A 21,735-nucleotide genomic window follows, 5' to 3' on the forward strand; every position below is an offset into this window, starting at 1 on the left:
CGCACCCGGCTCCGACGCCCCCAGTGAGAGCCGCCGATCCGTGCGGCCGAGCCGAAGGAGCGGACTCATGAAGTACCTGGTCATGGTGCAGGCGACGCAGGCCGACTACGAGGCCATGCGCGGCAAGGGCTCCGAGCAGTCCCCCGTCTGGAGCGAGCAGGAGATCCAGACGATGTACGCCTTCATGGGCGCCATCAACAACGACCTCTCCGAGACCGGCGAGCTGGTCGACGCCCAGGGTCTCGCCGAACCCGCCAGGATCCGGCACGTCAGCCGGGACGCGGACGGCAAGGCGGTGATCACCGACGGCCCGTACAGCGAGACCAAGGAGCTCATGTGCGGCTACTGGGTCCTGGAGTGCGAGACCCTGGAGCGGGTCACGGAGATCGCCGAGCGCATCGCCCAGTGCCCCCAGCCCGCGGGCGCTCCCGAGTACCCGGTGGTGATCCGGCCCTTCCTGGACGGCGCCGGGGACATCTGAGGACCGTGTCGGGAACCACCGGGACCGAGGACCTGCTGCGCCTGCACGCGCCGCAGGTCCTCGGCGCGCTGGTCAGGCGGTACGGCCATTTCGACGCCGCCGAGGACGCCGTACAGGAGGCACTGCTCGCCGCCGCCGGGCAGTGGCCTGCGTTGGGAGTCCCCGACAATCCGCGCGGGTGGCTCATCAAGGTGGCCTCGCGGCGGCTCACCGACGCGCTGCGCGCGGAGCAGGCGCGGCGGGCCCGGGAGGAGAAGGCGGCGGCGCTGAGCGTGCGCGTCACGCCGGTCGGCGACCGTGCGCCGCGCGAGGACGACACCCTGTCGCTGCTGTTCCTGTGCTGCCATCCGGAGCTGACCGCGTCCGCGCAGATCGCGCTCACCCTGCGCGCGGTCGGCGGTCTGACCACGGCGGAGATCGCCCGCGCCTACCTGGTCCCCGAGGCGACCATGGCGCAGCGCGTCAGCCGCGCCAAGCAGAAGGTGCGGGGCGTACGTTTCGGGCGGCCGGACCAGTGGGAGGAGCGGCTGCCCGCGGTCCTGCACACCCTCTACCTGATCTTCAACGAGGGCCACACGGCGACCTCCGGCCCCGCGCTCCAGCGGCGCGACCTCGCCGGTGAGGCGATCCGGCTGACCCGCGCGGTCCACCGGCTCCTCCCCGACGACTGCGAGGTCGCGGGCCTGCTCGCCCTGATGCTCCTCACCGACGCCCGCCGCGACGCCCGCACCGGCCCGGACGGCGACCTCGTCCCCCTCGACGAACAGGACCGCGCCCGCTGGGACAAGGCGGCGATCGAGGAGGGCGTCGCGCTGATCACCGGGGCGCTGGCCCGGCGCCGCGCCGGGCCCTACCAGATCCGCGCGGCCATCGCCGCCGTACACGACGAGGCGCCCTCGGCGCGGGAGACCGACTGGCGGGAGATCCTCGGGCTCTACGACGTTCTCGTACGGCTGGTTCCCGGGCCGGTGGAGCGGCTGAACCGGGCGGTCGCGGTGGCCATGGTCCACGGGCCGCGGGCGGGGCTCGCGGAACTCGACGAACTGCCCGACGAGTTGGGGCACCGGCCGGACGCCGTGCGCGGGCATCTGCTGGAGCGGGCCGGCCGGCGCGAGGAGGCGCGGGCCGCGTACGAGTCGGCGGCCGCCGGCACGCTGAGCCTGCCCGAGCAGCGGTACCTGCAGGGGCGGGCGGCCCGGCTGAGGCCTTACCGTGACGGCATGTCCACAACGAACGTCATCGTGCACCTCACCGAGCGCTCCCTCTGGGAGGAGGCCCGGGCCCAGGGCACGTACGAGATCTCCACGCGCGGCCGCACCCTCCAGGAGGAGGGCTTCATCCACTGCTCGACGCGCGAGCAGCTGCCGCGCACGGCCGCCGCGTTCTTCGCCGACGTGCCCGACCTCGTGGTCCTCGTCATCGACCCCGCCCGTCTCGACGTACCCCTGAAGTACGAGGCACCCGAGCCCGGCGCCGAGGAGTTCCCGCACATCTACGGGCCGCTTCCGGTGGCCGCGGTCGTGGACGTGGAGCCGTGGGGGTGACGGATCGCCGTGGGTTATGGCGCTGGGCGCTGGTGGTGTGGGCGGCGCTCGTGGTCGTCGCGGGCGGGCTGACGTTCTGGCTCCAGGACTCGGCGGAGCCGCAGGGGTCGTACGGATGGGAGAGGGCGAGCCCGACGCCCTCGGCGTGTGCCGACGCGACCCCCGACGACGAGGGCCGGACCCTCTGCTTCGTCAGGATCACCCGCTAGGCAGCCCGCCCGTCTCCGGGTCCCGGCCCGTCAGGCAGTACAGTCCGCCCGCCGGGTCCCTCATCACCGTCCAGCTCCTGCCCTCGGTGACGAACTCGGCGCCCAGCCGCTCGTGTTCGGCCCGTGTCGCCCCGATGTCCGCGCAGGCCAGGTCCAGATGGGCGGAGGCGGGGCGTTCCTCCTCCAGGCGCTGGAGGAGGATACGGACCGGGAGCCCGGGCGGGGGCACGAGGACGTGGAACTCCGGGAGTGCGCCGGGACGTGACTCCCACTCCGGCAACAGGGCGGACCAGAGAGCGACTTCAGCGTCGTACAGGGACGGCGGGACGTCCAGGCAGACCTGGTCGAGCCGGCTGCCCCGGAAGACCCGCGGGCGGGCCGACTGCCCGCGCCAGGGATCGGCGCAGAACAGCAGACCGGCGGGGGAGCGCAGCACGACCAACGTCCCGTGATCGGCGACCACATGCGCACCGAGCGCCTGCGCCGCCTTCGCGAACTCCCGTACGTCGTCCACGCAGAAGTCGAGATGCGCGCCGCCGGGCCCCGAGGCGACGGCCTGGATCTTGACGCAGGCGTCGGTCCCCTCATCCGCTACGAGTGTCACGAACTCCCGCCGCTCGCCCCGGAACTCGGACAGGTGCGTACCGGTGACACCGGTCCAGAAATCACAGGCCTGAGCGAACCGGGCTACGGGGCGGTCCACGAAGGCATAAGTCCAGCGGGTAGTCATGCGGTGATCGTAGGCGCCCTACTTCGGCACCTCCATGAACCGCAACATGTTCCCCGCCGGATCCCGAAACGCACAGTCCCGCACCCCGTACGGCATGTCCGTCGGCTCCTGGATCACCTCGGCCCCCGACTCCCGCACGCGCGCGAACAACGCGTCACAGTCCGTCGTCGTGAAGTTGACCCCCCGCAGCAACCCCTTCGCCAGCAGCCGCGCCATCGCCTCCTTGTCCGCGGGCGACGCGTCCGGATCCGCCGCCGGAGGCTCCAGCACGATGTCCACGTCCGGCTGGAGCGGCGAGCCGACCGTCACCCACCGCATCCCCTCGTACCCGACGTCGTTGCGCACCTCCATGCCCAGGACGTCCCGGTAGAACGCGATCGCCTTGTCGTGGTCGTCGACGGCGATGAAGCAGTTCTTGAGTTTGATGTCCATGGGTTCACGTTAGGCCCGCCGGGGCCGGGTGTGCCTGCGGACGACGCACGGGGGGATCCCGGCCGTCTCCTCGTGGGAACGGGCCCGGTACGCGCTCGGTGTCTCGCCCACCAGCTGTGTGAACCGCGAGCTGAAGGAGCCGAGGGAGGTGCAGCCCACGGCCATGCAGACCTCGGTGACCGACAGGTCGCCCCGCCGCAGCAGCGCCTTCGCGCGCTCGATGCGCCGGGTCATGAGATAGCCGTACGGCGTCTCCCCGAACTCCGCGCGGAAACTGCGCTGGAAGTGGCCCGTGGACATCAGCGCGGTGCGGGCGAGCGCGGTGACGTCGAGCGGCTCGGTGTACTCGCGGTCCATGCGGTCCCGCGCCTGCCGCAGCCGCACCAGATCCTCGATGCTCACCATCACGCCAGCATCGCACGATGCTCACCAGCCGGGTGCGTGGATCTGGAGCGGGCTTTGCCTCGCGTTCGCCTGCCGTACGGAAGCGCTTGCTCCCATGAGGGGCATGGACCACATCACGTTCCTCGTGGCGGTCGTCATCGTCACGGCCCTGGCCTTCGACTTCACCAACGGATTCCACGACACGGCCAACGCGATGGCGACGTCCATCGCGACCGGCGCGCTGAAACCGAGGACCGCGGTCCTGGTGAGCGGTGCCCTCAACATCGTGGGCGCCTTCCTGTCGACCGAGGTCGCCAGGACGATCTCCGGCGGCATCGTGGACGACACCCTGGTCTCACCGGCGATGATCTTCGCCGGGCTGGTCGGAGCGATCCTGTGGAACCTGCTGACCTGGCTGGTCGGCCTGCCCTCCAGCTCCTCGCACGCGCTGTTCGGCGGGCTCATCGGCGCCGTGTGGGTCGGCGCGGGCAGCCACGGTGTGCACTTCGACAAGGTGGTCGAGAAGATCCTGATCCCCGCGGTGGCCTCCCCGGTCGTCGCGGGCGTGGCCGCCCTGATCGCCACCTACCTCGCCTACAAGCTCACCGCCCGCGCCCGCAAGGACTCGGTGACCAAGGGCTTCCGCCTCGGCCAGATCGTCTCCGCGTCCCTCGTCTCCCTCGCGCACGGCACCAACGACGCCCAGAAGACCATGGGCGTCATCACGCTGACCCTGATCTCGGCGGGCGCGCTCGGCCACGACGCCGGTCCGCCGGTCTGGGTCATCGCCGCCGCGGGTCTCGCGATCGGCCTCGGCACCTACCTCGGCGGCTGGCGGATCATCCGCACCATGGGCAAGGGCCTCACGGAGATCCAGTCCCCGCAGGGCTTCTCCGCCGAGACCGCGTCCACGACGGTCATCCTGACCTCCGCCCACCTCGGCTTCGCGCTGTCCACCACCCAGGTCGCCTCCGGCAGCATCCTCGGCGCGGGCCTCGGCCGGCGGCTCGCGGAGGTCCGCTGGGGCGTGGCGGGCAGGATGGTCCTGGCCTGGCTGATCACCCTGCCCGCCGCCGCGCTGGTGGGCGGCGTCTCCGCGAGCGCGGTCAAGCACGGCGGCAACTTCGGCACGCTCGTCGTCGCCCTGGTCGGCGTGGCCGTCGCCGCAGGCATCGTGCTCCTCTCCCGCCGCAACCCGGTGAGCGCGCACAACGTGAACGACACCCACGAGGTCACCCTCCGCACCGAGCCGCCGGCCCGCGTCGGCACGGCCGCCTGAGCCCACCGGGAGTTCCTGACATGAGCATCGACTGGACCGCACTCGGCCAGGTCACCGCGGTGAGCGTCGGCGTCACCGTCGCCGTGGTCGTGGTCTTCGCCCTCGGGGTTCTCGGCCTCGCCCGATTCGAGGGAGCGAGGGAGGATGGCGGAAGCACGTCGACTCTCGGCGTCGCCCAGGCCGGCCTGTGCTTCCTCGCCTGCGCGGCGGTGGTGGCGTACGGCATCTACCTGATCGTGCCGCAGCTGCACTGACCCACCGAGAGGAGAGGGGACCCAGGATGACACCTCTGCTGACCGACCTGAAGGTCGACTACACCGATCCCGACGACCCCGTGCTCATCCGCCCCGACGGCAGCCCGATCGACACCTGGCGGGAGAACTACCCCTACGCGCACCGCATGGAGCGCAAGGAGTACGACTGGCACAAACGGCTCCAGCAGATCGAACTGCTGAAACTGCAGAGCTGGATCAAGGAGACCGGGCGCCGGCTCGTGATCGTCTTCGAGGGGCGGGACGCGGCCGGCAAGGGCGGCACGATCAAGCGCTTCACGGAGCATCTGAACCCCCGTGGCGCGCGGGTGGTGGCGCTGGAGAAGCCGACCGAGCGGGAGCGCGGGCAGTGGTACTTCCAGCGGTACGTCGAACACCTGCCGACCGCCGGTGAGATCGTGTTGTTCGACCGGTCCTGGTACAACCGGGCCGGTGTGGAGCGGGTCATGGGCTTCTGCACGGACGACGAGTACCGGCGCTTCATGCGACAGGCCCCGCTGTTCGAGCGGATGCTGGTGGACGACGGCGTGGACCTGCTGAAGTTCTGGTTCTCGGTCTCCCAGGGCGAGCAGCGCACCCGCTTCACGATCCGTCAGATCGATCCCGTACGGCAGTGGAAGCTCAGCCCCATGGACCTCGCCTCCCTGGACCGCTGGGACGACTACACCGCCGCCAAGGTCGCCATGTTCCGTGAGACGGACACCCAGTTCGCCCCCTGGACGGTGGTCAAGAGCAACGACAAGAAGCGCGCCCGCGTCGAGGCCATGCGCAGCGTCCTGGCCCGCTTCGACTACTCCGACAAGGACGAGGAGGTCGTCGGCACCCCGGACCCACGGATCGTGGGCGCGGCGGCGGGACTGCTGGAGGCGGGGGAGGCCTAGGGGCGGTCCGGCGGCAGCTCCCCGGGGTGAAGGGCAGGGGTCGCCTGGGCCCGCAGGAGCTTGCGCAGCGGTGTGGGACCACGCTGCGCCACCGCTTCGCCGACGTCCCCGCCCACGTCCGCGTCCCTGCTTCCCCTGTCGGCTCGCGGATCGACTTACGTGGCGAGTGCCGCCGGAACTGGGGCTGTTCGCCGGGTCGGTATGAGTACCGGTACTCATGTCGGCGTGCGGTGGTCGGGACATCGTGGGGGGAGCCCACCGGACCGTCCCTAAGGAAGCCGCGATGTCGAAAGCCTCCCGTCCACGCCGACTGCTCGCCCTCGCCACCGGCAACCGGCACGCCCGGGGCTACCTCGCGGTCGTCGCCGGTTCGGTCGTGTGCTCGTTGCTCTTCCCGGACAGTCCCCTGGCCATGGCCCCGATGCTGCTCACCGCCCCCCTCTCCTTCCTGGGCGTGGCCCTCCCGTTCGGCGCCGGCACCCAGGGCTCCTCGGCGGTCGAGGCACTCGCGATCGGCCTCTGGGCGCTGTGGTTCCTGGCCTGCGCCCTGGTGAACGCGGCCGTGCTGGGGGCGCTCGCCACGGGTGCGGCGGGGGACGGGACGGTGACCGAGCGGTCCGGCGCGTGGTCCGGGCGGTCGGGGCCGGCCCGTGCCGGTGCGCGGGACGGGGTCGCGCACCGGGTCCGGAACCTCCTGGCGCCCGCCGTCGACAATTGGCCCGCGCGCGGGTACCTCGCCGTGGTCGCGGTGGCCCTGGGGTTCTTCCTGGGCGCCGAGTACGTGCTGGCGGACCCCGGGTTCGCCGGGATCTGGCCGCTCATGACGACGGCTCCGCTCAGCTTCCTGGCCATCGCGCTGACGCCCGCGGCGGACACCGGGCCCGAGTGGCTGAGCCCGCTGCTGTTCGCCGCCGGCTCGGCGCTGTCCGGCCTCGTCAACGCCGTACTGCTCGGCAGGCTCACCCGTCGCCTCCGGTCACCGCAGATCCGCCCGGTCGCCTGAGACGGCGGACCGCCGAAGGGGCCCGGTCGTGACGACCGGGCCCCTTCGGGATTCCCGTTGACCTGCGATGGTGCACCGATCGCGGGTCGGCGGAGGCTGACGCGGAGGTCAGGCCTTCTTGGTCTCCCAGAAGATCTTGTCGATCTGGGCGATGTAGTCCAGAGCCTTCTGGCCCGTGGCCGGGTCGGTGGACGCCTTCGCGGCCGAGAGGGCCTTGAGGGTGTCGTTGACCAGCTGGTGCAGCTCCGGGTACTTCTCGAAGTGCGGGGGCTTGAAGTAGTCGCTCCAGAGCACGGAAACGTGGTGCTTCGCGAGCTCGGCGCGCTGCTCCTTGATGACCGTGGCACGCGCCTGGAAGTGCGGGTCGTCGTTGGCGGCCATCTTCTCCTGCACGGCCTTCACCGACTCCGCCTCGATGCGGGCCTGGGCCGGGTCGTACACACCGCAGGGCAGGTCGCAGTGTGCGCTGACCTTGACCTTGGGGGCAAACAGGCGGGAAAGCATGGAGCATTCCTTCCTCGTGATCGTCTTCTCAGGTGCGACATTACTCCCTGCGAGAGGCGAATTCGCGGGTGCCCCCATGGGCTTAGGACAAAAGTCCGGGGTCAGACTGAGACTGGTGGATGAACGTACCGGGGAGGTGCCGGGGATGCCGGAGCTGTCGCAGGAGACCGAGCGGGGGAGGTCCTTGCTGCCCTTTCTCGGGGTGGCCGAGGTGACCGGGCCGTCGATGGTGCCCACGCTCCGGCACGGGGACCAGCTCGTCGTGCACTGGGGGGCCAGGGTCGGGGTCGGCGACATCGTGGTCCTCAGGCATCCGTTCCAGCAGGACCTGCTCGTCGTCAAGCGGGCCGTGGAGCGCCGTGAGGGCGGCTGGTGGGTGCTCGGCGACAACGCGTTCGCGGGCGGCGACAGCACGGACTACGGCGTCGTACCGGAGGACCTCGTGCTGGGGAAGGCCCGGCTCAGGTACCGGCCGCCGGGGCCCGGTCAGCGTTCGCCGCTGGCCGCGGTGCGCTGGGCGGTGTCCGCGCTACGGCCCGTCCTCGCCGACCGGTCGGCCTCCAGGCGCTTGCGGGCCCGGTAGGCGGCCACGTTGGCGCGGGTGGCGCAGCGGTCGGAGCAGTAGCGCCGGGAGCGGTTGGTGGACGTGTCGAGGTAGGCGTTGCGGCAGGGGGCCGCCTCGCACAGGCCGAGCCGGTCCACGCCGTACTCGGTGAGGTGGAAGGCCAGGCCCATCGCGGCGATGGCCGCGTAGCCCGCCGTCGCGTTGGACGGGTGGTCCGCCAGGTGCATGTGCCACAGCGGGCGGCCGTCGTCGTCGCGGAAGTCGTGCCCGGAGATCTGCGGGCTCACCGGGAACTCGAGGAGCAGCGAGTTCAGCAGGTTCACCGCGGTCTCCTCGTCGCCCTGGTCCGCCGCCTCGAAGACCGCCCGCAGCCGCGCCCGGACCGAGCGGAAGCGGGTCACGTCGGCCTCCGTGGCCCGCCGGCCCGCCTCCTGGCCGGCACCGAACAGCTCGCGGACGGCCTCGACCGAGGTCAGGGAGTCCTTCCCGCGGGCCGGGTCCTCACTGTTGACCAGACGAACGGCGTAGTCCGAGTAATAGGCCAGTTCCACTTGTAGTCCTTACGGAGGCGTTCTATCGTCGTGGTGCGGTCGGGTAACAGCTGATCGTGCTTCCAGGGTATTACGGCTGTGACGGGACAGGGGGCTTTGATGGCGACCGGTGTCGGAACCGACTGGCAGGCCTGGCAGGAGAGCTGGGACCGGCAGCAGGAGTGGTACATGCCGGACCGCGAGGAGCGGTTCCGGGTCATGCTCGACATGGTGGAGGCCCTCGTCGGACCCGAGCCGAGAATCCTCGACCTCGCGTGCGGCACCGGCAGCATCACCGCCCGGCTGCTCGCCCGCTTCCCCGACGCCACCAGCACCGGCGTCGACCTCGACCCCGCCCTGCTCACCATCGCGCGCGGCACCTTCGAAGGCGACGGCCGGGTCACCCTCGTCGAGGCCGACCTCACGGACCCGCGGTGGCCGTCGCGGCTGCCGCAGGAGTCGTACGACGCGGTCCTCACCGCCACCGCCCTCCACTGGCTGCGCCGCGAACCCCTCGCCGAACTCTACGGGCGGATCGCCCAACTCGTCCGCCCAGGAGGCGTGTTCCTGAACGCCGACCACATGAGCGACGACAGCACACCCCGGATCAACGCGGCCGAGCGGGCTCACCGGCACGCCGTCATGGAGCGGGACCGGCGCGCGGGCGCCCTCGACTGGGCGGACTGGTGGCGGCTCGCCGCCGCGGACCCGGTCCTCGCCGGACCCACGGCCCGCCGCTTCGAGCTCTACGGCGAACACGCGGAGGGCGAGACCCCCTCGGCGCAGTGGCACGCGCGCGTGCTGCGCGAGGCCGGCTTCGACGAGGTCCGCCCGGTGTGGTCGTCCCCCTCGGACACGCTGCTGCTGGCGCTGAAGTAGTCCGGAAGAGGGCGTCGGCGCCAAACAGCACGCACCCCGCCATGCGGAAGCGCATGACGGGGTGCAGGGGGATCCCGGTGGCGGGTCAGAGCACCTTGGAGAGGAAGGACTTGGTGCGTTCGTGCTGCGGGTCCGTCAGGACGTCGCGCGGGTGGCCGGACTCGACCACGACACCGTCGTCCATGAAGACCAGTGAGTCGCCGACCTCACGGGCGAAGCCCATCTCGTGGGTGACGACGATCATCGTCATGCCGTCCTCGGCGAGATCGCGCATCACGTCCAGTACCTCGCCGACCAGCTCGGGGTCGAGGGCCGAGGTCGGCTCGTCGAAGAGCATCAGCTTGGGCTCCATCGCCAGCGCGCGGGCGATGGCCACGCGCTGCTGCTGACCGCCGGACAGCTGGGCCGGGTAGTGGCCGGTCCGGTCGCCCAGACCGACCCGGCTCAGCAGCCGCCCCGCCCGCTCGCGGGCCACGGCCTTGCTCTCGCCCTTGACCTGGACCGGTGCCTCCATGACGTTCTCCAGCGCCGTCATGTGAGGGAAGAGGTTGAAGCGCTGGAACACCATGCCGATGTCCCGCCGCTGCGAGGCCACTTCCTTTTCCTTGAGCTCGTAGAGCTTGTCACCGCTCTGCCGGTAGCCGACCAGACTCCCGTCGACGTAGAGCCGGCCGGCGCTGATCTTCTCCAGGTGGTTGATGCACCGCAGGAAGGTGGACTTGCCGGAGCCGGACGGGCCGATGAGGCAGAACACCTCGCGCGGGTTCACCTCCAGGTCGATGCCCTTGAGGATGTGCGCGGCCCCGAAGGACTTGTGCACTCCCTCGGCCCTGACCATCGGGCGACCGCCCGCGGGCTGGGCGACGTCCTTGCTGATACCGCTCATCGGGCCACCTCCGGGCGGCGGAAGGAACCGAAGTGACGGAGGTTCTTCCTCAGGCGCTGCAACGGGGTCGGCGGCAGGCTGCGTGAGGATCCGCGGGCGTAGCGGCGCTCCAGGTAGTACTGGCCGATGCTGAAGACGCTGGTCAGCATCAGGTACCAGATCGAGGCCACGAAGTACATCTCGACCACCGCGAGCGAGGTGCTGGAGATGTCCTGGGCCCGCTTGATGAGTTCGTTGAACTGCACCACGTACGCCAGGGACGACGTCTTGAGCATGTTGATGTACTCGTTGCCCGTCGGCGGCACGATCACCCGCATCGCCTGCGGGAGGATCACCCGCCGCAGGGTCTTGCCCTGGGTCATGCCCAGCGCGTGCGAGGCCTCCGTCTGGCCCTCGTCGACCGACTGGATGCCGGCCCGGACGATCTCCGACATGTAGGCGGCCTCGTTCAGGCCGAGTCCGAGCAGGGCCGCCAGGAACGGCGTCATCACCTGGTTCATCTCGTCCTTGTAGAACCCCAGGTTGAGGACGGGGAACACGAGGGCGATGTTGTACCAGATGAGCAGCTGGACCAGCACGGGAGTGCCGCGGAAGAACCAGACGTAGAACCAGGCCACCGTGCTGGTGACCGGGTTCGACGACATCCGCATGACCGCGAGGATCACACCCAGGACCAGCCCGAGCACCATGGCGAGCACGGAGATGTACAGCGTGTGCCAGGCGCCGGACAGGATCGTCCCGTCCGTGATGTAGTCCGGGATGATGCCGTAGTTGATGTCCGCGTTGGAGAACGCGATGCCGATCAGCACGACGATCCCGATGACCACGGCGCCGGCGACCCAGCGGCCGTAGTGGCGTACCGGGATCGCCTTGATCTGCTCCGGCGGCACCGACGGCGTCGGTGCCTTGTCGACGATGTCAGTCACTGTGACTGCCCTTCAGTATTGCTTCAGGCAGGGTCAGGAGCCGCCGTTGACCTTGGCCTCGGTCACCGCACCGTCCGTGACGTTCCACTTCTCCAGGATCTTCTTGTACTCGCCGTTCTCGATGATGGCGTTCAGAGCCGCCTGGAGGGCGTCCCGCAGCTGGGTGCTCTCCTTGCTGACACCGATGCCGTACGGCCCCGCCTCGATCTGCTCGCCGACGACCTCGAAGTCCTTGCCGCCGCCCGAGGTCTTCGCGTTGTACGCGGCGACCGGGAAGTCGTTGAGGTCGGCGACGGACGCCCCCTGCTTGAGGCGGAGCAGTGCCTCGGGGTCGGTGTCGAAGGTCTGGAGCTTGATGGCCTTCTTGCCGTCCGTCGTGCACTTCTTGCTCTGGTCCTTGGCGATGCCCTCGGACGTGGTGCCCACCTGCAGGGCGACCACCTGGCCGCACAGGTCGTCCAGGGACTTGATCCCCTTGGGGTTGCCCTTCTGGACCAGGATCGAGGTGCCGGCGGTGAAGTAGTCGACGAAGTCGATGCCGTTGCCGACCTTCTTGCCGGTGTCCGAGTCGATGCCGTTCTGGCGGTCCTTCGTGTCGTTCATCGCGGACATGATCACGTTGAACCGCTTGGCCTGGAGGCCCACGATGAGCTGCGCGAACTTGCCGTTCTGGAACTCGAACTTCACACCGAGCTGCTTGCCGAGCGCCTCGGCGATGTCCGGGTCGATACCGACGGCCTTGCCGCCCTCCATGTACTCGACCGGCGGGTAGGCGATGTCGGAGCCCACCTTGATGACGCCGGCCTTGCGTACGTCTGCGGGGAGCTTGGCGGCGAGGGGCGCGGACGACGTGGACGACTCCGAGCTGTCGCCGCTCTTGTCCGTCTGGTCGCCGCAGCCGGTGAGAATCAGGGCGCCTGCGACCGCGATCGCACCTACCGCGGCTGTCCTGGTGCGCGCGGCGGTCGTACGACGGGTGGAGCTTGCGGTCATTTTGGGTTCCTCCGGCGGATGGGTGGAGTTGCCGATGGGCGGGGGCCGCTGCCGATGGGTTCGGCGAACTGCCTTCATTCCTCAGGTCGACGAGAGCACACGCCTTCGAGTGTCGCGACCTCGTGTGATTACGGCATCTTGCCATTCGGACTGGACCATTCTGGGGGCCGGTCATGTCAAAATCGGATAACGGGTGACCCCCGAACCGCACCATGTCCGTACATCGTGACCGGACCATCTGCGGGAATCTGGCATTCCGGCCGGAAGATCTTCGGTGAGGGTCGAGGAGCGGACGACCCGCGCCGCGCCGCCCGACGTCGCCCGAGCGGCTCCCCGATGATCGTCAAGGGCCCGCCGATGGTTTGTCCGGATGCCGTTCCATGATTCATGTCACCGCCCCCCGATGATCGATGATCGATTTGCGTCGCGGCATGTGACCTTGGACGTATTGGACTCGTCCTCGACGCCGGTCGTCCGGTAAGAAGGTTCTTTACACCCCTCATCCGGGGCTCAGGGCGCGTGTGCGGCGCGCCCGTCGCGTACCGGCCCGTACGCATCAGTGACCAGGGCCGTACGCGGTGCCCGCCCACTTCTCAACCAGGAGTGGCCACCCTCAAACCATGAAGACCTAAGGGGTAAGACAAAGTGGCAGCGGAGATCGTCAATCCTCGCAGCGACAGCGATACGGGACAGGACGGAGGGGCCGAGCCCCTCGATTCCTTCGACCCCGCGTTCGCGCTGCACCGCGGCGGCAAGATGGCCGTGCAGGCCACCGTGCCGATCCGCGACAAGGACGACCTGTCCCTCGCGTACACGCCCGGCGTGGCGAAGGTGTGCAGCGCCATCGCCGAGCAGCCGGACCTCGTCCACGACTACACGTGGAAGTCGTCGGTCGTCGCCGTCGTCACCGACGGTACGGCCGTGCTGGGGCTCGGTGACATCGGGCCCGAGGCCTCCCTCCCGGTGATGGAGGGCAAGGCGATCCTGTTCAAGCAGTTCGGCGGGGTGGACGCGGTTCCGCTCGCGCTGGCCTGCACCGACGTCGACGAGATCATCGAGACCGTGGTCCGTCTCGCGCCGTCCTTCGGCGGCGTGAACCTCGAGGACATCTCGGCTCCCCGGTGCTTCGAGATCGAGCGCCGGCTCCAGGAGCGGCTCGACATTCCCGTCTTCCACGACGACCAGCACGGCACGGCCGTCGTGACGCTGGCGGCGCTGCGGAACGCGGCGCGGCTGAGCGGGCGCTCCATCGGGGATCTTCGTGCGGTGATCTCCGGTGCGGGCGCGGCGGGCGTGGCCATCGCCAAGATGCTCGTCGAGGCGGGCATCGGGGACGCCGCCGTCGCCGACCGGCGCGGTGTGGTGTCCGCCGACCGGGACGACCTCACGTCCGTCAAGCGGGAGCTGGCCGGGTTCACGAACAAGGCCGGCCTGTCGGGGTCGCTGGAGGACGCGCTCGCGGGCGCCGACGTCTTCATCGGCGTCTCCGGCGGTACGGTCCCGGAGTCGGCCGTCGCTTCCATGGCGGAGGGGGCCTTCGTGTTCGCGATGGCCAACCCGAACCCCGAGGTGCACCCGGACGTCGCGCACAAGTACGCGGCCGTGGTCGCCACCGGGCGGTCCGACTTCCCGAACCAGATCAACAACGTGCTGGCGTTTCCGGGGATCTTCGCGGGGGCGCTCCAGGTGCGGGCCTCGCGGATCACGGAGGGCATGAAGATCGCGGCGGCGGAGGCGCTGGCGTCCGTGGTCGGTGACGATCTGGCGGCGGACTACGTGATCCCCTCGCCGTTCGACGAGCGGGTCGCTCCGGCGGTCACCGCGGCGGTCGCCGCGGCGGCTCGGGCGGAGGGCGTTGCTCGCCGCTGAGGTCTGGTGAGTGCGGTTGGCCCCGTCCGGGGGTTCTTCGGAATCTCCGGGCGGGGCCGATTTTTTGCCTTCGGGTACGGCTGATCGGGTGTCGGGCGTGGTGTCGGGGTTCGAGGGATGGTTGACATCGCCGACGGTCCTGGACGCAACCTTCGGGTGGGTCCGCGTGTCCACGTGGTGTGCTGACGAAACGCAGAACGTGGCAGACAGCGGCGGCCGCCGCTGTCGCGACCGCCGTCATGGCGCTCGCAACCCCGGCCGCGCACGCCGCCGGAACGACGCTCGTCCTGGACGCCCAGGAGAGCTACACCCTCCCCACCGAGGGCGAGGGCCCGAACCTGGGCCTCGGCATCACCGCCTCGGGCGGGGACGCCCATGACGTCTCGGTCGCCGTCGACGCGTCCTCCCTCGCCGGAAAGGCGACGATGGTCGTCACGGGGGACTGCGTGAGCACCGGCACCCTGAAGGTCAGGTGCGACGTGGGCCCGCTGTCGGGCGGCGAGTCGATCGACCCGTTCTTCCTGAAGCCCACCGCCGCTGCCAAGGCGGGTGGCACCGGTGCCATCACCTACACCGCCACCGCCTCCGACGCGCCCACCGTGACCGGTAGGACGGACGTCCTGGTCGGCGGGCCGAAGCTCGTCAGCCGGCCCTACCCGGCGCTGAAGGGCATCGCCCCCGGCGCCGGCTTCGAGCGCACCCCGGCCTTCGCCAACACCGGCGCGGCCCCCGCCGACAAGGGCGTCATGCTGCTGGTGCAGGACTCGGAAGGCGTCTCGCTCGCCCGGGACCACTCCAACTGCCACTACTCGGACCAGCCCGACGTCGGCGCCTGGTGCAGGTTCGACACCCCGGTCGCGCCCGGCGCCGCCTACGAGACCGACGTGCCGCTGCGCTACACCGCCGCCCAGGACACGATGTACGGCTACAACACCTACGTCGTGTGGCCGGTCGGCGGCACCGCGCCCGACTCCTTCGACCCGTCCGACTTCCCCGCGGCCGGCACCGGCGCGGCGCTCGGCCTGAAGCCCGTCCCCTCCGGCTCCGGCTTCACCGGCTCCGGGTACGGCACCTTCGCCACCACCCAGCACGCCGACTACCAGGCACTCGGCGACACGGTCGAGGGCAAGGTCGGCGACACGGTGAGCATCACCGTGGGCGTGCGGAACAACGGGCCGGGCCGGATGGGCCTCCAGTGGATGGACGCGGACAACTCCGGCACGTTCGTGGTGACTCCGCCCGCGGGCACCACCATCACCGGCGCGCCCGGGCCCGGTGAGCAGGGTGATCCCGGGCCGCGGTGGAACTGCACGCCTCAAAAGGCCGGCGCGAAGAGCTACACCTGCGACATCGGCAGCACGGACTTTCGGCCGGGTGACTCGGTGACGCAGGAGTTCACCGTGCGGATCGACCGGGTCGTGCCTGGCGCGCGGGGCGGTGTGAAGGCGGTGGGGAACCCTGAGTACCCCAACCGTGACGACGACTCGGCGAACGACACGGCGGCGGTTGCGGTGACGGTCACTGGCTCGGCCACGTCCAGTCCGTCGCCGTCGCCGTCGGTTACCGGCGCGGGGAGTCCTGCCGGGGCCGGGGGGCCTGTGACTGGGGGTGCGCTTGCTGCGACAGGGGCGGATGGGGTGGTGCTTCGAGGGGGCGTTGCTGTGCTGTTGGTGGTGGGTGGGGGTTTGGTGTTGTTGATGGTGCGGGTTCGGTGGGGGCGGGCGTCTTTGCGCAGTTCCCCGCGCCCCTGAGAGGCCTGCGGCGGCCCCTTGCTGTCCGGTGGGGGCGTGTGTGGCGCGTGCTGGTTCGTTTGGGGTCGGTGCCGGGGTGGGGGGTGTCCGTCCTCGGTCCGGCGGCTCGGTCCCTTGAGATGTGCTCGGTTCCGGACGCCGGCCGCTGCGGGCGGACACCCCCCACCCCGTCCCCTGCGCGCCGTACGCGGCGAACGGTGCTTCGTGGCGGGCGTGACTGCGACCCCCTAGGGGCGCGGGGAACTGCGCGACGAGCCACAACGCACCTGCACCCGCCCGACGATCTGACCCGGCACTCTGGTAGCCCGCTCTGCGGCACGTGTCACAACGCGTCTTGGTTCCCCGGGGCGGCGGTGGACCCTATCGTCACGGTCATGTTCGCTGTCTACGCCGCCCGAATCGACCGCGACGACCCACTCTCCGGACTGGAGTTGGGGGAGCGTCCGGCTCCCGAAGTCCGACCCGGCTGGAGTGTCGTCGACGTCAAGGCCGCCTCCCTCAATCACCATGACCTCTGGTCCCTGCGGGGCGTGGGCCTCGCGGAGGACAAGCTGCCGATGATCCTCGGCTGTGACGCCGCCGGTGTCGACGAGGACGGCAACGAGGTGGTCCTGCACTCCGTCATCGGGCAGAGCGGACACGGCGTCGGCCCCAAGGAGCCGCGGTCCATCCTCACCGAGCGCTACCAGGGGACGTTCGCCGAACAGGTGGCCGTGCCGACCTGGAACGTGCTGCCCAAGCCGAAGGAGCTGTCCTTCGCGGAGGCCGCCTGTCTGCCCACGGCCTGGCTGACGGCGTACCGGATGCTGTTCACCAACGCCGGTGTGCGGCCCGGTGACTCCGTGCTCGTGCAGGGCGCCGGCGGTGGTGTCGCCACGGCCGCCATCGTGCTCGGGAAGGCCGCGGGGCTGCGGGTCTTCGCCACCAGCCGGGACGAGGCCAAGCGCAAGCGCGCGGTGGAACTCGGCGCGGTGGAGGCGCTGGAGTCCGGTGCGCGGTTGCCGCAGCGGGTGGACGCCGTCATCGAGACCGTGGGTGCCGCCACCTGGTCGCACTCCGTGAAGTCGCTCAAGCCCGGCGGCACCCTGGTCATCTCCGGTGCCACGAGCGGCGACCGTCCCTCGCACGCCGAGCTGACCCGGATCTTCTTCCTGGAACTCAAGGTCGTGGGGTCGACCATGGGCACGAAGGACGAGCTGGAGGATCTGCTCGCCTTCTGCGCCGCCACCGGTGTGCGGCCGGTCATCGACGAGGTGCTGCCCATGGACCGTGCCCGTGAGGGCTTCGAACGGGTCGCGTCCGGCGAGCAGTTCGGCAAGGTCGTGCTCACCAACAGTTGATCTCTCTCGTTTCGCTTCCACGGCCGGCTCCTTCCGGGGCCGGCCGTTGGCGTTTGTCAACTGATGTTGACAGGTGGGATCTGTCAACGTAAGTTGACATCATGACCGAAGCAACGGATCTCGCCGAACGTGCGGGCGATCGCGATCCCCGCGTCGGCCTGCGTGCCGTCGCCGCGCTGCGCAGGCTGCTGGAGCAACTGGAGTCGGTGCAGGTGCGCAGTGCGCGCCATCAGGGCTGGTCGTGGCAGGAGATCGCCGCCGAACTCGGCGTGAGCAGGCAGGCCGTGCACAAGAAGTACGGGAGGCATTGATGTTCGAGCGGTTCACGAAGGATGCCCGGGCCGTGGTGGTGGGGGCGATCGAGTACGCCGAGGAGGCGGGGGCGGAGTCCGTGGACGCCGAGCATCTGGTGCTCGCGCTGCTGGACCAGGAGGGCAGTCGGGCCTCCTTCGCCCTGGCCGCCCTCGGGCTCGCCGAGCGCGGGGACGCCGTACGGGAGGCGCTGGGGGAGGCGCGGCGGCGGGCCGGGCTGTCCCAGGCGGACGCCGAGGCGCTGGCCGGGCTCGGGATCGATGTGTCGGAGATCGTCGCCCGGGTGGAGGAGGCTCACGGGGTCGGGGCGATGTCCGGCGACCGGAAGGGCAGGGGGCGGTGGTCCGGACGGCGTCCCTTCGGGCGGAGCGCCAAGGAGATCCTGGAGAAGTCGCTGCGTGTCGCCGTGGCGCGGCGGGACCGGCACATCGGTGACGAGCACATCCTGCTGGCCCTGACGATCAGGCCCGGAGTGTCAGGAGAGGTGCTCGCCGATCACGGCGTGACCTATGAGTCGGTCCAGCGGGTCCTCTACGGCGGCCAGGGCGGCTACGGCGGGGGAGAGGCCAAGGCCGGCTGACCGGCCCGTGCGGCAAGGGCTGCGGGTGCGGGCGGGCTGCCCGCTCCGGCGGTACGGCGTCGCCGGCGGGGCCGGAGCCGTCGTACCGCCGGAGTGCGGGGCGGTCACGCCTTCGGTGTCCGCAGCAGTGCTCCTATGTGGGCCGCCGCCGTCGACAGGTGGCGGCGGGCGTCGCGGAGCTGGTCCGCTGTGATGCCGTGGTCGCGGGCCGCGTCACGGATGTCGTCGCGGAAGCGGTCGAGCAGGCGGTCCAGGTCGCGGGCCGGATTTCCGGTGGAGTCCTCGTGGGCCCAGGACGGTTCGTGCTCGGCGGGGAAGTCCTCGGGGGTGTGCGAGTACTCCGGGGTGGGCGCCGTGCCCTCGGCCTTGTCGAACCGCTCGGCCTTCTCCGACCTCGCGGCTCCGCGGCCGAAGCCGAAGTCCTTCCCGAACTCCTTGCCGTAGTCCTTCCCGAACTCGCCGAACTCCTTGGCCAGTTCGGTCAGCCCCTCGCGCACCCCCGTCGGCCAGTCGCCGCGCGCGAAGTGGTCCTGCACCTGCTCCTGGACCCGGCGGGCGATGCGCTGCACCTCTTCCTGGGCCTGCTCCCTCGCCCGGTCCTGGGCCTCCTTGGCCTGGCGGCGGGCCCGCTGGGCCTCCTCACGGGCGCGGCGGCTCTCGTCCTTGGCGCGCCGGGCCTGCTCCTTCCACTCCTGCTTGACGCGGCGCATCTCCTCCTTGGCGGCGCGCCACGACTCCTTGTCGCCAAAGTCGGTGAAGTCCCCGAAGGGGCCTTCGTGTTCACCGCCGGAGCCCTTGGAGGCGCTACCGGTGCCGCGGCGGGCCTCGGAGGCGGCCGCCCGCATCTCGCGCCGCAGGTCCCCGGCCGCGCCGCGCACATCGGCGCGGATCTCGGCGGCGAGCTCGGCGACCGACTCGCGGATCTCCAGCTCCAGGTCGGCCAGTTCGCCGCTGCGGTCGGCCAGCTCGGCGCGGCCCGCGTCCGTGATGGCGTACACCTTGCGGCCGCCCTCGGTGGTGTGGGTGACCAGGCCCTCGGCCTCCAGCTTGGCGAGGCGCGGGTAGACGGTGCCCGCCGAGGGGGCGTACAGGCCCTGGAAACGCTCCTCCAGGAGCCGGATCACCTCGTAGCCGTGGCGCGGGGCCTCGTCCAGCAGCTTCAGCAGGTAGAGGCGGAGGCGGCCGTGGGCGAAGACGGGGGGCATGTCAGAGCACCTTCTTGTCGGTCGTGCCGTCGGCCGGGGCGCGGGTGGGGGCGTCGGAGGCGGCGTTCGTCGGGTTGCCCGTGCCGGCGTCCGCGGGGTCGTCGTCCTGGCCGGAAAGGTGATTGTCCCCCGAGGTGCCCCGCTCGCCGTCCACCGGGTCGGTGTCGATGACGTCGGCGGGTCCGTGGCCGGTGGGGCGGTGGGTGGCGTCCGTGGCCCCCTCCTTCTCGAAGGGATCCGTCTCCCACGGCTCCTCCTCGTCCTCCCGGGGTGGGCGGCGCAGCAGGGCGATGGAGCCGGAGACGGTGGTGGCGCGGAGCTTTCCGGTGCCGGCGCCCAGGCGGCCGGTGACCTTGTGGGCGCCCCACTGGCCGTGCACCCGCAGGCCGTCGAAGGCGTTGGAGATCGTCCCGCTCGCGGTGTTGGCCTCCACCTCGGCGTCGGCCGGCTGCGGCAGCCGGATGGCGATCTCACCCGAGACGCTGGTCAGCCGGACGTCGGTGGGGCCTTCCGGGTCGAGGTCGACGATCATCGAGCCGCTGACGGAGTCCGCCCGCACGGAGGGGCCCGAGCCCTCCACGACGGTGAGGTCCCCGGAGACCGAGTTGAAGCGCAGGTCGCCGGTGACGGCCTGGGCTTCGAGATTCCCGGAGACGGTGTCGGCGCGGACGGTGCCGGACAGGCCGACGAGGGTGGTGTCGCCGTTGACGCCCTTCACCACCGACGGGCCGCGCACCCCCGACACGACGGCCGCGGCGCTGACCACGCCGACCTCGACGCGGGTGTCGGCCGGCACGGCCAGTGAGACGACCGCGCTGCGGCGCCAGCCCTTGCGGTCGAGCCACTTGAGGAAGCCCTTCCAGGGCAGGTCCTCGTAGGCGACCGTGAGGGTGCCGCGCTCCTGGGTGACGATCAGGGGCGGGCCCTCGATCTCGGAGACCTCCAGACGGGCGGAACCTTCGTCGGTGCCCACCACGTTCACCGTTCCGTTGACGATGCGTACGTGGAGTTCGCGGACGGGCTCGTCGAAGGTGAGCTTCCTGGGCTCAGTGACGGACCACTCGGACATGGTGCAGACCTCCCCGTAGCAACGCGCCATATCGCGTCTCCTGCAATTCACGATATATCGTGGGCAGGGAAAGTCAAGACACTCTTTCCGGTGACGCCGGAGGCTGGGAGCTGGGAGCTGGGTATAGGCGCGGGGTGAGGGGCCGAGCGTTCTCGTCCGGGAGGGCAGACAGGCCCTGGCTGCGCGGCGGGGAGCCCGAGCAGCGTGTCTCGGCGGGCGGGACACGGCTCTGTGGTGGGACACCGACCGTGGTGACGCACCCGCGTAACTCACACGCACGCGGGACTTGCACATCCGCGGCTGGCATCGGAGCACGACTAAGCCCCCCGCGACTGGCTCGCGCGCGAGGCTGCCCCCGCGTAATGGACGCCCCCGCATGGCTTGCACGCCCTCGGCGGTCGGCGCCCAAGCGCGACTGAGGCCCCCACACGACCGGCACGCGCGCATGGATCGACGCACCCCGCACGACTTGTGCCGCGCGCCACTTACACACCCCTGCGGCTGACTTTCGAGCGCGACCGAGGCACCCCGGCAACCGACACGCGCGCGTGACTTACGCACGTGCACTACACACCCCTGCGGCCGACACCCGAGCGCACCCAAGGCACTTCCGCGCTCACCCGCGCCTGCCCCCGCGCGTGACCTACGCCCCGCGACACTCGAGCGCGACCGACGCACCCCCGCGACCGCCCCCGCACGTGACGCACGCCCCCGCGACACCCGAGCGCGACCGACGCACCCCCGCGACCGCCCCCGCGCGTCATCTACACCCCCACGACACCCCAGCCCGACCAAGGCACCCCCCGCGACCGACACCCCCACCCGACCACCCCCCACCGGCACGAAACCCCACGGCACACAAAAACGGGGCACCCAAAGGCACCCCGTCTCGCCACCGCCGTACCCGCTACTCGTCGTCCTCGTCGTCCAAGCGGGCCAGCCATGTGGCCAGTCGTTCCACCGGGACCTCGAAGTCGGGGTTCAGGTCCACGAATGTGCGCAGCTGCTCGGCGAGCCACTCGAAGGTGATCTCCTCCTCGCCGCGCCGCTTCTCCAGTTCCTCGATGCCACGGTCCGTGAAGTACATGCCGTCAAGGATATGTGGGCGGAA

Annotated in this window: 25 protein-coding genes and 1 pseudogene; 15 read left to right on the forward strand and 11 right to left on the reverse strand. The window is 70.7% G+C overall.

Going from position 1 to position 21,735, the window contains the following annotated elements:
• Positions 1-67: 67 nt before the first annotated feature.
• The 4 genes and pseudogenes from AC2XR2_RS29875 (at position 68) to AC2XR2_RS29890 (ending at position 2,234) form a co-directional block, all read left to right on the forward strand.
• A complete protein-coding gene (locus AC2XR2_RS29875; protein ID WP_381300414.1) occupies positions 68-481 on the forward strand; it encodes a YciI family protein in 414 nt (137 codons plus the stop codon).
• Positions 478-1,689 (forward strand): annotated as a pseudogene (locus tag AC2XR2_RS29880) (RNA polymerase sigma factor); the annotation flags it as partial. The gene AC2XR2_RS29875 and the pseudogene AC2XR2_RS29880, both read left to right, overlap by 4 nt.
• A gap of 12 nt (positions 1,690-1,701) precedes the next feature.
• Positions 1,702-2,025, forward strand: coding sequence for a DUF952 domain-containing protein (locus AC2XR2_RS29885; protein WP_491518530.1), 324 nt, complete (start codon positions 1,702-1,704; stop codon positions 2,023-2,025).
• Positions 2,022-2,234: a hypothetical protein gene (locus tag AC2XR2_RS29890; RefSeq protein WP_491516752.1), complete on the forward strand. Its 213-nt coding sequence runs from the start codon at positions 2,022-2,024 to the stop codon at positions 2,232-2,234. The genes AC2XR2_RS29885 and AC2XR2_RS29890 overlap by 4 nt, the downstream gene beginning before the upstream one ends.
• Here the strand turns inward: AC2XR2_RS29890 and AC2XR2_RS29895 are convergent.
• From AC2XR2_RS29895 to AC2XR2_RS29905, 3 genes are read right to left on the reverse strand one after another with little or no spacing between them, the layout of a single operon-like run.
• Positions 2,224-2,964: a VOC family protein gene (locus tag AC2XR2_RS29895; RefSeq protein WP_491516753.1), complete on the reverse strand. Its 741-nt coding sequence runs from the start codon at positions 2,962-2,964 to the stop codon at positions 2,224-2,226. The genes AC2XR2_RS29890 and AC2XR2_RS29895 overlap by 11 nt on opposite strands.
• A gap of 18 nt (positions 2,965-2,982) precedes the next feature.
• On the reverse strand, positions 2,983-3,396 hold the full coding sequence (locus AC2XR2_RS29900; RefSeq protein ID WP_381300418.1) for a VOC family protein: 414 nt from the start codon (positions 3,394-3,396) through the stop codon (positions 2,983-2,985).
• A 9-nt stretch (positions 3,397-3,405) separates the two neighbouring features.
• Complete coding sequence (locus AC2XR2_RS29905; protein WP_330264504.1) at positions 3,406-3,801, reverse strand: helix-turn-helix transcriptional regulator; 396 nt, start codon at positions 3,799-3,801, stop codon at positions 3,406-3,408.
• A 103-nt stretch (positions 3,802-3,904) separates the two neighbouring features.
• On the opposite strand from AC2XR2_RS29905, the gene AC2XR2_RS29910 reads away from it, so the two are divergent.
• From AC2XR2_RS29910 to AC2XR2_RS29925, 4 genes are all read left to right on the forward strand, one after another.
• Positions 3,905-5,059: an inorganic phosphate transporter gene (locus tag AC2XR2_RS29910; RefSeq protein WP_491516754.1), complete on the forward strand. Its 1,155-nt coding sequence runs from the start codon at positions 3,905-3,907 to the stop codon at positions 5,057-5,059.
• 20 nt (positions 5,060-5,079) lie between these two features.
• Positions 5,080-5,313 (forward strand): hypothetical protein, encoded by a 234-nt coding sequence (locus AC2XR2_RS29915; RefSeq protein WP_381300422.1) that lies wholly within the window; start codon positions 5,080-5,082, stop codon positions 5,311-5,313.
• A 26-nt stretch (positions 5,314-5,339) separates the two neighbouring features.
• Positions 5,340-6,212 (forward strand): polyphosphate kinase 2, encoded by an 873-nt coding sequence (gene ppk2 / locus AC2XR2_RS29920; RefSeq protein WP_330264501.1) that lies wholly within the window; start codon positions 5,340-5,342, stop codon positions 6,210-6,212.
• Between the two features lie 283 nt (positions 6,213-6,495).
• Positions 6,496-7,215, forward strand: coding sequence for an SCO4225 family membrane protein (locus tag AC2XR2_RS29925; protein WP_491516755.1), 720 nt, complete (start codon positions 6,496-6,498; stop codon positions 7,213-7,215).
• 108 nt (positions 7,216-7,323) lie between these two features.
• Here AC2XR2_RS29925 and sodN read toward each other — a convergent pair whose 3' ends face one another.
• A complete protein-coding gene (gene sodN / locus AC2XR2_RS29930; RefSeq protein ID WP_020136639.1) occupies positions 7,324-7,719 on the reverse strand; it encodes a superoxide dismutase, Ni in 396 nt (131 codons plus the stop codon).
• Between the two features lie 145 nt (positions 7,720-7,864).
• Here sodN and sodX point away from each other — a divergent pair, with 145 nt between their 5' ends.
• Entirely contained in the window at positions 7,865-8,302 is a 438-nt protein-coding gene (sodX, locus tag AC2XR2_RS29935; RefSeq protein WP_330269602.1) for a nickel-type superoxide dismutase maturation protease, read from the forward strand.
• Here sodX and AC2XR2_RS29940 read toward each other — a convergent pair.
• Entirely contained in the window at positions 8,206-8,835 is a 630-nt protein-coding gene (locus AC2XR2_RS29940; RefSeq protein ID WP_330264499.1) for a CGNR zinc finger domain-containing protein, read from the reverse strand. The two genes, sodX and AC2XR2_RS29940, sit on opposite strands and share 97 nt — an antisense overlap.
• Positions 8,836-8,934: 99 nt before the next feature.
• On the opposite strand from AC2XR2_RS29940, the gene AC2XR2_RS29945 reads away from it, so the two are divergent.
• The gene (locus AC2XR2_RS29945; protein ID WP_381300441.1) at positions 8,935-9,693 is read left to right on the forward strand and encodes a class I SAM-dependent methyltransferase; all 759 of its coding nucleotides are present in this window, start codon (positions 8,935-8,937) and stop codon (positions 9,691-9,693) included.
• Between the two features lie 85 nt (positions 9,694-9,778).
• On the opposite strand, the gene AC2XR2_RS29950 is transcribed toward AC2XR2_RS29945, so the two are convergent.
• From AC2XR2_RS29950 to AC2XR2_RS29960, 3 genes are read right to left on the reverse strand one after another with little or no spacing between them, the layout of a single operon-like run.
• The gene (locus AC2XR2_RS29950) at positions 9,779-10,579 is read right to left on the reverse strand and encodes an amino acid ABC transporter ATP-binding protein (RefSeq protein WP_381300442.1); all 801 of its coding nucleotides are present in this window, start codon (positions 10,577-10,579) and stop codon (positions 9,779-9,781) included.
• Positions 10,576-11,505: an amino acid ABC transporter permease gene (locus tag AC2XR2_RS29955; protein WP_491516756.1), complete on the reverse strand. Its 930-nt coding sequence runs from the start codon at positions 11,503-11,505 to the stop codon at positions 10,576-10,578. The genes AC2XR2_RS29950 and AC2XR2_RS29955 overlap by 4 nt, the downstream gene beginning before the upstream one ends.
• Positions 11,506-11,538: 33 nt before the next feature.
• On the reverse strand, positions 11,539-12,498 hold the full coding sequence (locus tag AC2XR2_RS29960; RefSeq protein ID WP_381300443.1) for an ABC transporter substrate-binding protein: 960 nt from the start codon (positions 12,496-12,498) through the stop codon (positions 11,539-11,541).
• A 645-nt stretch (positions 12,499-13,143) separates the two neighbouring features.
• Between AC2XR2_RS29960 and AC2XR2_RS29965 the strand changes: the two genes are divergently transcribed.
• The 5 genes from AC2XR2_RS29965 (at position 13,144) to AC2XR2_RS29985 (ending at position 18,350) form a co-directional block, all read left to right on the forward strand.
• A complete protein-coding gene (locus AC2XR2_RS29965; RefSeq protein ID WP_491516757.1) occupies positions 13,144-14,367 on the forward strand; it encodes an NAD(P)-dependent malic enzyme in 1,224 nt (407 codons plus the stop codon).
• A gap of 239 nt (positions 14,368-14,606) precedes the next feature.
• The gene (locus AC2XR2_RS29970; RefSeq protein WP_491516758.1) at positions 14,607-16,118 is read left to right on the forward strand and encodes a hypothetical protein; all 1,512 of its coding nucleotides are present in this window, start codon (positions 14,607-14,609) and stop codon (positions 16,116-16,118) included.
• A gap of 374 nt (positions 16,119-16,492) precedes the next feature.
• Positions 16,493-17,458, forward strand: a complete 966-nt coding sequence (locus tag AC2XR2_RS29975; RefSeq protein WP_491516759.1) for a zinc-binding dehydrogenase — start codon at positions 16,493-16,495, stop codon at positions 17,456-17,458.
• A 101-nt stretch (positions 17,459-17,559) separates the two neighbouring features.
• Complete coding sequence (locus AC2XR2_RS29980; protein WP_013000766.1) at positions 17,560-17,769, forward strand: helix-turn-helix domain-containing protein; 210 nt, start codon at positions 17,560-17,562, stop codon at positions 17,767-17,769.
• Entirely contained in the window at positions 17,769-18,350 is a 582-nt protein-coding gene (locus AC2XR2_RS29985) for a Clp protease N-terminal domain-containing protein (RefSeq protein ID WP_491516760.1), read from the forward strand. The genes AC2XR2_RS29980 and AC2XR2_RS29985 overlap by 1 nt, the downstream gene beginning before the upstream one ends.
• Positions 18,351-18,454: 104 nt before the next feature.
• Here AC2XR2_RS29985 and AC2XR2_RS29990 read toward each other — a convergent pair whose 3' ends face one another.
• The 3 genes from AC2XR2_RS29990 to AC2XR2_RS30000 all read right to left on the reverse strand — a co-directional run bounded on the left by AC2XR2_RS29990 (position 18,455) and on the right by AC2XR2_RS30000 (position 21,711).
• Positions 18,455-19,555, reverse strand: a complete 1,101-nt coding sequence (locus AC2XR2_RS29990) for a PadR family transcriptional regulator (protein WP_381308886.1) — start codon at positions 19,553-19,555, stop codon at positions 18,455-18,457.
• A 1-nt stretch (position 19,556) separates the two neighbouring features.
• Positions 19,557-20,624 (reverse strand): DUF4097 family beta strand repeat-containing protein, encoded by a 1,068-nt coding sequence (locus tag AC2XR2_RS29995; protein ID WP_491516761.1) that lies wholly within the window; start codon positions 20,622-20,624, stop codon positions 19,557-19,559.
• 907 nt (positions 20,625-21,531) lie between these two features.
• Complete coding sequence (locus tag AC2XR2_RS30000; protein WP_028420339.1) at positions 21,532-21,711, reverse strand: DUF6104 family protein; 180 nt, start codon at positions 21,709-21,711, stop codon at positions 21,532-21,534.
• Positions 21,712-21,735 lie beyond the last annotated feature (24 nt).

Source organism: Streptomyces sp. LS-MS-L19 (assembly GCF_058382285.1).

Bases quoted from the DNA above. Each gene is read 5' to 3' on its own strand.
- AC2XR2_RS29875 (WP_381300414.1), top strand. From the start codon at position 68: ATGAAGTACCTGGTCATGGTGCAGGCGACGCAGGCCGACTACGAGGCC.
- AC2XR2_RS29885 (WP_491518530.1), top strand. From the start codon at position 1,702: ATGTCCACAACGAACGTCATCGTGCACCTCACCGAGCGCTCCCTCTGG.
- AC2XR2_RS29895 (WP_491516753.1), bottom strand. From the start codon at position 2,964: ATGACTACCCGCTGGACTTATGCCTTCGTGGACCGCCCCGTAGCCCGG.
- AC2XR2_RS29900 (WP_381300418.1), bottom strand. From the start codon at position 3,396: ATGGACATCAAACTCAAGAACTGCTTCATCGCCGTCGACGACCACGAC.
- AC2XR2_RS29905 (WP_330264504.1), bottom strand. From the start codon at position 3,801: ATGGTGAGCATCGAGGATCTGGTGCGGCTGCGGCAGGCGCGGGACCGC.
- AC2XR2_RS29910 (WP_491516754.1), top strand. From the start codon at position 3,905: ATGGACCACATCACGTTCCTCGTGGCGGTCGTCATCGTCACGGCCCTG.
- AC2XR2_RS29915 (WP_381300422.1), top strand. From the start codon at position 5,080: ATGAGCATCGACTGGACCGCACTCGGCCAGGTCACCGCGGTGAGCGTC.
- ppk2 (WP_330264501.1), top strand. From the start codon at position 5,340: ATGACACCTCTGCTGACCGACCTGAAGGTCGACTACACCGATCCCGAC.
- AC2XR2_RS29925 (WP_491516755.1), top strand. From the start codon at position 6,496: ATGTCGAAAGCCTCCCGTCCACGCCGACTGCTCGCCCTCGCCACCGGC.
- sodN (WP_020136639.1), bottom strand. From the start codon at position 7,719: ATGCTTTCCCGCCTGTTTGCCCCCAAGGTCAAGGTCAGCGCACACTGC.
- sodX (WP_330269602.1), top strand. From the start codon at position 7,865: ATGCCGGAGCTGTCGCAGGAGACCGAGCGGGGGAGGTCCTTGCTGCCC.
- AC2XR2_RS29945 (WP_381300441.1), top strand. From the start codon at position 8,935: ATGGCGACCGGTGTCGGAACCGACTGGCAGGCCTGGCAGGAGAGCTGG.
- AC2XR2_RS29950 (WP_381300442.1), bottom strand. From the start codon at position 10,579: ATGAGCGGTATCAGCAAGGACGTCGCCCAGCCCGCGGGCGGTCGCCCG.
- AC2XR2_RS29960 (WP_381300443.1), bottom strand. From the start codon at position 12,498: ATGACCGCAAGCTCCACCCGTCGTACGACCGCCGCGCGCACCAGGACA.
- AC2XR2_RS29970 (WP_491516758.1), top strand. From the start codon at position 14,607: ATGGCGCTCGCAACCCCGGCCGCGCACGCCGCCGGAACGACGCTCGTC.
- AC2XR2_RS29975 (WP_491516759.1), top strand. From the start codon at position 16,493: ATGTTCGCTGTCTACGCCGCCCGAATCGACCGCGACGACCCACTCTCC.
- AC2XR2_RS29980 (WP_013000766.1), top strand. From the start codon at position 17,560: ATGACCGAAGCAACGGATCTCGCCGAACGTGCGGGCGATCGCGATCCC.
- AC2XR2_RS29985 (WP_491516760.1), top strand. From the start codon at position 17,769: ATGTTCGAGCGGTTCACGAAGGATGCCCGGGCCGTGGTGGTGGGGGCG.
- AC2XR2_RS29990 (WP_381308886.1), bottom strand. From the start codon at position 19,555: ATGCCCCCCGTCTTCGCCCACGGCCGCCTCCGCCTCTACCTGCTGAAG.
- AC2XR2_RS29995 (WP_491516761.1), bottom strand. From the start codon at position 20,624: ATGTCCGAGTGGTCCGTCACTGAGCCCAGGAAGCTCACCTTCGACGAG.
- AC2XR2_RS30000 (WP_028420339.1), bottom strand. From the start codon at position 21,711: ATGTACTTCACGGACCGTGGCATCGAGGAACTGGAGAAGCGGCGCGGC.